General features: G+C 65.6%; 7 protein-coding genes. 5 read left to right on the top strand and 2 right to left on the bottom strand.

Annotated features, from left to right (window positions below):
• Together ccsA and U4Z31_RS25975 are read left to right on the top strand one after the other, a co-directional pair.
• Positions 1 to 298 (top strand): cytochrome c biogenesis protein CcsA (ccsA, locus tag U4Z31_RS25980; protein ID WP_321811766.1); only part of this gene is annotated, 298 nt, incomplete at its 5' end.
• Positions 299 to 433: 135 nt separating this feature from the next.
• Positions 434 to 943 carry a DUF1269 domain-containing protein gene (locus tag U4Z31_RS25975; protein ID WP_257776040.1) on the top strand — a complete coding sequence of 170 codons (510 nt, stop codon included), beginning with the start codon at positions 434 to 436 and terminating at the stop codon, positions 941 to 943.
• A 155-nt stretch (positions 944 to 1098) separates the two neighbouring features.
• Here U4Z31_RS25975 and U4Z31_RS25970 read toward each other — a convergent pair whose 3' ends face one another.
• A complete protein-coding gene (locus U4Z31_RS25970) occupies positions 1099 to 1737 on the bottom strand; it encodes a lytic transglycosylase domain-containing protein (RefSeq protein ID WP_321811765.1) in 639 nt (212 codons plus the stop codon).
• A gap of 533 nt (positions 1738 to 2270) precedes the next feature.
• On the opposite strand from U4Z31_RS25970, the gene U4Z31_RS25965 reads away from it, so the two are divergent.
• On the top strand, positions 2271 to 3050 hold the full coding sequence (locus U4Z31_RS25965; protein WP_044849151.1) for a response regulator: 780 nt from the start codon (positions 2271 to 2273) through the stop codon (positions 3048 to 3050).
• Between the two features lie 13 nt (positions 3051 to 3063).
• On the opposite strand, the gene U4Z31_RS25960 is transcribed toward U4Z31_RS25965, so the two are convergent.
• A complete protein-coding gene (locus tag U4Z31_RS25960; protein ID WP_321811764.1) occupies positions 3064 to 4182 on the bottom strand; it encodes an ATP-binding protein in 1119 nt (372 codons plus the stop codon).
• 721 nt (positions 4183 to 4903) lie between these two features.
• Here U4Z31_RS25960 and U4Z31_RS25955 point away from each other — a divergent pair.
• A complete protein-coding gene (locus tag U4Z31_RS25955; protein WP_409364478.1) occupies positions 4904 to 5554 on the top strand; it encodes an SCO family protein in 651 nt (216 codons plus the stop codon).
• 29 nt (positions 5555 to 5583) lie between these two features.
• Positions 5584 to 6258: a response regulator transcription factor gene (locus U4Z31_RS25950; protein WP_321811763.1), complete on the top strand. Its 675-nt coding sequence runs from the start codon at positions 5584 to 5586 to the stop codon at positions 6256 to 6258.
• Positions 6259 to 6273: the final 15 nt, after the last annotated feature.

Raw genomic sequence — 6273 nt, 5'->3', positions numbered from 1 at the left:
CGACGACGTGATGTACAAGTCGATCGCTGTCGGCTTCGCGTTCTTCACGATCGCGACGATTCTCGGTGCGCTGTGGGCCGCCGAAGCATGGGGAGGCTACTGGAGCTGGGACCCGAAGGAAACCTGGGCGCTGATCGTGTGGCTCAACTACGCGGCCTGGCTGCACATGCGCCTGATGAAGGGCCTGCGCGGCGCGGTTGCCGCCTGGTGGGCGCTCACCGGCCTGCTCGTGACGACGTTCGCGTTCCTCGGCGTCAACATGTTCCTGTCGGGGCTGCACAGCTACGGGCAACTCTGAAGCATGCTGGGCGTTTCCTACCATGTTCTACCCATGCACTTCGGCGAGCATTACCCCTACCCGCCGCCGGCGTGCCGGACCAGAATGTCCGAACGAGCATCGCCGCATTCCGGATGCGACGCAGGAGGAACTGCCATGAGACGCGTCTATTTTCTGTTGCCGACGGCGCAATGCGCGCGGTCGATCGTCGGCGAGCTGCTGTCGCTGCGAATCGAGTGGCGACATATCCATTGCCTCGCGAATCACGATGTCTGGCGCGACGACTTGCCGGAAGCCACGCTGGTGCAACGCAGCGACCTGCTGCCGTCGCTCGCGCGCGGCACCGCGGTCGGCTCCGCGACCGGCATGCTGATGGGGCTGATCCTGCTGCTGGTCCAGCCCGCGGGTTTGCCGATCGGCGGCGGGATCGTCGTGGCGATCACGCTGTTCGGCGCGGCCTTCGGCGCATGGGTGGCGACGATGATCGGCATCGACATGCCGAGCACGCGCCTGAAGCGTTTCGAGGAGGGCATCGAGCATGGCGAGCTGCTGATGATGATCGACGTGCCGACCGACCGTGTTCACGAGATCGAAGACGCGATCAGGCTTCACCATACGGATGCGCATCTGCAGGGAGAGGATCCGACTGTCCCGGCATTTCCATGAGCGACGGGGCCGGCCGAACGCCGGCCGCGACAGCGCTACACGTTGCCGGGAGCCATCGCTTCATGGCGCCGGGCAACGTGCCGTGCGCGCGATGCCGGCAGCGTTGCCGCGCAGGCTGCCGCGGGTCGCGCGTGTTGCGCGTTTTTCAGCGTTTTTCAATTCGCGGCGAGCAGCCGCTTGTAGCGCGCGAGCACGCGCGGCACGTACTCGCGCGTCTGCGGCATCGCCGGGATGCGATACCCGGCCCGAATCACGGCATTCTCTCCGGCGTTGTACGCAGCGAGCGTGAGTTCGACGTTTTCCTTGAACAGGTCGAGCAGGAAGCGCAGATACCGTGCGCCGGTCAGCACGTTGGCGCGCGGATCGAACATGTCGCCGCCCGAGAAGCGCCGGGCCGTTTCCGGCATCAGTTGCATGAGCCCGAGCGCGCCTTTGTCCGATACCGCCTTCGGGTTGTATCCCGATTCGACGTCGATCACGGCGCGAAGGAGTTCGGGCGGAACATTGAACGACCGGCTCGCCTCGGCGATCACGTCCTCGAACGACGACGCGACGACGTGTTTCGGCGCGACACGCTTCGTCGTGGATGCGGCCGGCCTGGCGGCCGGCCTCGCGGCCGCGACGATCACTTTCAGATTGACCGTGGTGGGCACGTTGGTCAGGACGATGACCCCGTTCTTCGCCACCATGCCGAATATCTGCGCGTGAGCGGCGCACGACCATGCCGAGCCGATTCCCGCGCATGCGGCGACGATGATGGTCTTTCGTAATCCGGACGAAGGTTGGCTGTGCATCTTTCAGGCCTCCTGCATCTGCATTTTCGTGGTCGGTTGATCGCATCGACAATGGGGCATCCTCCTACAATTCGATGCCGGCGGAGACGCTGCCGAGGTGGCGGTGCAAAACTGTTACACAAGGAATCGCCGGTAAGATTCGGTAATCCGGCGAAGTTGACGATCCTTACGCGCAACAGTTGTTTTCTGCTCGATGCAACCGTGGTTGCAGAAGAAATCATTTCTCGCGCGGCGAAAGCGATCGGATAGTCCCGCCATCCGTAGTCTTACTGATGCGACGCACCACCCCGAAACGATTCACGCCTGAAACATTCCCGTCGTCGCACGACGTTTCCGCAGATGCATGCCCGGCGCGGGCGCTCGCGCGCGGCGCGGTGGCGCGATCCTTGCTCGGACGAGGAGCGTGGCCAATCGCTCGCGAGGCGGGCCACCAGACCGGACCGAGGAAATCATCAGAAAGGGCGTCCGGCACCGTGCAACCGAGGCATCGATGTCCAACGGGGGTGTAAGCGCGGGAACACTTGGGGGAAGTCGTGAATACTAAATATCGCGTGATAATTGCAGAAGATCACGATCTGCTGAGAAACGGGCTCCGGTCGATGCTTTGCGCACAAGGCGATTACGAAGTCGTCGGCGAAGCGCGGGACGGCAAGGAGGCATGCCATCAGGCAATGACGCTCGCGCCGGACCTGATCCTGATGGATCTGTCGATGCGCGGGATGAACGGCATCGATGCGAGCGCGACGATCAAGCGCCGAACGCCGTCCGTCCGGATCGTCGCGCTCACGGTGCACCAGAGCGAAGAGTATGTGCGCGAGGCGCTGCGCGCGGGTGTCGACGGCTACGTGCTCAAGGACGTTTCGTTTGACGAATTGCTGCTCGCGATGCGCATGGTCATGCAGGGGAAGAAGCACCTGAGTGCCGACGTGTACGGCTACATGGTCGACTCGTTCGTCAGCGGTCGCGAAATGCCCGCGCCGAAAAAGGCGTGGGACATCCTGACCGCACGCGAACGCAGCGTGCTGAAACTGATCGCGGAAGGACGCACCAACCGGCAGGTCGGTCAGTACCTGAACCTGAGCCCGAAGACGATCGAGAAGTACCGGGCGAGCATGATGCACAAGCTCCATCTCGCGAATCTGACGGAGCTGGTGCTCGTCGCGATGAACATGGGTCTGTTGACGACACTCGCGGCGAAATGCGCGGAGCCGAACGTGGACGAGGTGTCGACGCACGCAGTCGCCGACGGCGTGCAGGCGGCAGGCGCCGTCGCGCGGCTGGACGACTATCCGGCGGGCGGCGTGAAGGGCTGAGCGCGGCTGCGCGTCAGAGCGGCCAGGTTGCCGACACGCGCGTACCCGTCGCGGCGGACGACTGGATCGCAAACGTGCCGCCGTGCGCCTCGATGCGGTGCTGCATGCCGATCAGGCCGAGCCCGGCCGTGCGCGCGTCGTCCGTCGAAAGCGGGCGACGTTCGTAGCCGACGCCGTCGTCGTCGATCGTCAGCATCAGGCTGCCGGCATCGTGTTGCAGGCTGAGCACGATCTCGGTGGCCTGTGCATGCTTGACGATGTTGTGGAGTGCCTCCTGCGCGACTCTGAACGCGTCGGCCTTCAGATGATCCGGTATGTCGTCGTCGTCGACGTCGCAATTGAACTCCACCGACAGCGGGTCCGCGTCGCGCTCGATGCGCCGGCACAGCGAAGCGAGCGCGGCCGGCAGTCCGAGCTTGTCGAGTATCGGCGGCCTCAGTTCGCCGCAGATCTGGCGGACTTCGCCGATCGTCTCGCGAATGCGCAGCACGGCGTCGTCGAGCAGCGTCGTCGCGTCGGCGATCTCGCCGCGGCGAATGCGCATGAGCGCGTCCTCGTTCATCAGCTTGATGAGCGTCAGCGCCTGGCCGAGCCCGTCGTGCAATTCCGCGGCAAGCCGATGCCGTTCCTTCTGCTGGCCCATCAGGAGATAGGTGTTGCAGGCGTGCACGCCCGCATCGTTCGCCGCGGCGCCGCGCCGTTCGGGCTCGGGCGTCGACGGTTCCTCGAACAGCGTCAGCGACAGGTGCGTGTCGGGAAGGGCCTGCTGATGTACGACGAATCGCGCGGGATGGCCGCTTCGCCCGCTGAGCATCGCAGTGAACGAATGATGCTGAAGGGCGACGCTCGTGGACAGCTCGCTCGCCAGCTCGGCGTGGGCGTCGTCGGGCGCCAGGTCGGACAGATGCCGGCCGACGAGTTCGGCGGCCGTGTAGCCGAACAGCGCCGCGGCACTGCGATTGACCGATACGAAGGTGCCGTCGTCGGCGAGAATGGCGAGCGCCGCTCCACGCGCATCGGTGACGACAGCACTGCGGCGATCATCGGGACGCACCGCGCTGCGCAGCTTGCGCATCGCATCGATCAGATCGAGCAGCCTGATTCGTGGTCCTTCCGGCTGGCGTTCAGTCATGGTATCTCCCGAAGCGCAGTTTTCAGGAAACCGTAAGGTTTCGGTCATTCTAGGACGTGACCGACTCGGCCCGCAACATGGGGATTTCGCGCGTACGTCTTGGGGAAATACCTTCCGTATGCAACGGGAAATCCCGCCAAGCGGGCATGTCCTACCGGCCTTTGGGGGGCGTCATCCCATGACGCTCGCGACCGGATTCATGACACTTCAGTGGCGGGGCACGGAATTGTCCGCTGCCTGGGCGCGTCTCAGGGAGGCTGGTATGAACAGGATCGGAAGATCGACGATGGGCGCACTCGTGGTCGCGGGCGTCGCGCTTGCCGCGACGCCCGCGTGGTGTGCGCCCGATGGCAGCGCGATCGAGAACGCCGGCAGTGCGGCCGCGGAAAACGCCGCCGCGAGCACGAGCGTCACGGAGAATGGTGCGCCGGATGCCGTCGAGAGCATGACGGGAATGACCATGCAGAACGGTGGCGAAGATCCTGCCGGAAACGCCGCCGACAGCGCGGCGACGCACGCCGCGGAGCACGCGATGGAGCCCGCTGCGGAACACGCGATGGAACCCGCCACCGAGCCCGCGATGCAGCCCGCTGCGGAGCACGCGATGGAGCCCGCCACCGAACCCGCAATGCAGCCCGCCGCAGGGCACGCGATGGAGCCCGCAACCGAACCCGCGATGCAGCCCGCCGCGGAGCAGGCGACGGAGCCCGCTACCGAGCCCATGACGCAGCCCGCCGCGGCGCCCGCCAACGATAGCCCCGCGGCGCCCGCGCCGGCCGCACCCGCCGCAAAACCGGCGGACAAGGCCGCCTCGCAGATGACCGACGGCGCGACCGAAGCCGCCGGCATGCACATGCATCATCACGCCGTGATGCCGGGCACCGTGCACACGATGGTCCAGTATGCCGAGCCGTCGGTCCAGCTCGTGCGCGACGACGGCCGGACCGTCTCGCTGGTCAAGGAACTGGACGACGGCCGGCCGGTGATCCTGACATTCATCTACACCAGTTGCACGACCATCTGCCCGATGATCAGCCAGACGCTCGAGCAGCTGCAGGGCGAACTCGGCGCCGATCGCGACAAGGTGCACATCATGTCGATCTCGATCGATCCCGAGGCGGACACGCCCGAGCGGCTCAGGACCTACGCGGCACGCTTCGAAGCCGGCCCCGAATGGCAGCACTACACCGGTACCGTCGATGCGAGCGTCGCCGCGCAACGCGCGTTCAACGTGTATCGCGGCGACAAGATGAACCACACGCCGGTGACGTTCGTGCGGGCCGCGCCGGGCCAGCCGTGGCTGCGTATCGACGGCTTCGCGACGCCGACCGAGCTGCTCGCGGCCTATCGCGATGTCGTTGCGTCCAACTAGGTATCGCGTCTCTGAAAGGAGCGTCGAAATTGGACAACAAGCACCGTGTGCTGATCGTCGAGGATCAGCATCTGTTGCGGGTCGGCCTGAGTCACCTGGTTTCCGAGCTGGCCGACTACTGCATCGTCGGCGCGGCGAGCGGCGGGGTCGAGGCCTGCCGTCTCGCCGAGAAGACGCGGCCCGACCTGATCCTGATGGATCTGTCCATGCCGGGCGGCAGCGGCTTCGAGGCGATCGCGACGATCAAGCGCGACGTGCCGCATGCGCGGATCATCGTCCTCACGGTTCATCGCAGCGAAGACAACGTCAGGGAAGCGTTTGCCGCCGGCGCGGACGGCTACGTGGTCAAGGATTCGCCGTTCGCCGACCTGGTGCGCGAGATGCGCTTCGTGATGCAGGGCAAGTGCGTGGTCAGCCTCGACGCCTATCGCGCCCGCGCCGGCCTGCACGGGCTGCGCGACGCGAACGCGCACCGGGCGCGATTGTGGAATGCGCTGACGAATCGCGAGCGCACGGTGTTGCGTCTCGTCGTCGAGGGGCACACGAGCCGGCAGGTCGGCGAGTGCCTGAAGGTCAGCCCGAAAACGGTGGACAAGCACCGCGCCAATCTCATGCGCAAGCTCGGCGTCGTGAACCTGACCGGCCTCGTTCACTTCGCGATCGACGTCGGTGTGCTCGCGCTGAACGACGACGACCGTGTGTAAATCCCCTCCATTCGG

The organism is Burkholderia sp. BCC1985 (genome assembly GCF_905339915.1).
Lineage (GTDB): Bacteria > Pseudomonadota > Gammaproteobacteria > Burkholderiales > Burkholderiaceae > Burkholderia.
Note: the sequence above shows the minus strand (reverse complement) of the source record. Positions and strands in the feature narration are given on the sequence as shown.

What these genes read in the sequence shown, in the direction of transcription:
- U4Z31_RS25960 (WP_321811764.1), bottom strand. Translation starts at nt 4,182, where the DNA reads ATGACTGAACGCCAGCCGGAAGGACCACGAATCAGGCTGCTCGATCTG.
- U4Z31_RS25970 (WP_321811765.1), bottom strand. Translation starts at nt 1,737, where the DNA reads ATGCACAGCCAACCTTCGTCCGGATTACGAAAGACCATCATCGTCGCC.
- U4Z31_RS25975 (WP_257776040.1), top strand. Translation starts at nt 434, where the DNA reads ATGAGACGCGTCTATTTTCTGTTGCCGACGGCGCAATGCGCGCGGTCG.
- U4Z31_RS25955 (WP_409364478.1), top strand. Translation starts at nt 4,904, where the DNA reads ATGACGCAGCCCGCCGCGGCGCCCGCCAACGATAGCCCCGCGGCGCCC.